The organism is Paenibacillus sp. P4_E11 (assembly GCF_056401635.1).
Genome location: NZ_JBFUIX010000738.1, coordinates 1 through 512, shown reverse-complemented (window position 1 = coordinate 512; position 512 = coordinate 1). Strand labels below are relative to the sequence as shown.

Genomic DNA, 512 nt, shown 5'->3' with positions numbered 1-512 from the left:
ATTGCTGAAGGCGGATGGAGTGTACAATCGCTTGTATCGCACCTTTCACCGATCTGGGGGAATGACCATACAATAATGGATCATTGATATTCAAGGAGTGAATCAGTTGGTCAGACTTACTTTGGAATTAGCCAAACAATTACTTGCGATCGCGGAACAGAAAGCCCGACAAATGGGGCTCAACTGTGACATTGCGATCGTCGATGAAGGTGCGAACTTGGTCGCCTTCCACCGGATGGACAATGCCAGAATCGCCGGCATCGAGATATCCCAAGGCAAGGCATGGACGAGCGTAGCCATGCAAATGCCAACAGCCAACCTTGCGCAATCTGCACTCCCAGGAGGTCCTACTTACGGAATCAACACCACCAACCAAGGGAAACTTACTATATTAGGTGGAGGCATTCCATTCGTTGTAGAAGGTAAGATCATTGGTGGCATCGGCGTGAGTGGGGGTACGAGCGCGCAGGACGCTGAAGTGGCTAATGCTGCTGTTCAAGCCTGTGCAGGAG

General features: G+C 50.8%; 1 protein-coding gene. It reads left to right on the top strand.

Annotated elements, in window-relative coordinates:
* Positions 1-106 precede the first annotated feature (106 nt).
* A partial coding sequence (locus AC1DWB_RS37220; protein WP_477546035.1) for a GlcG/HbpS family heme-binding protein occupies positions 107-512 on the top strand: 406 nt, incomplete at its 3' end.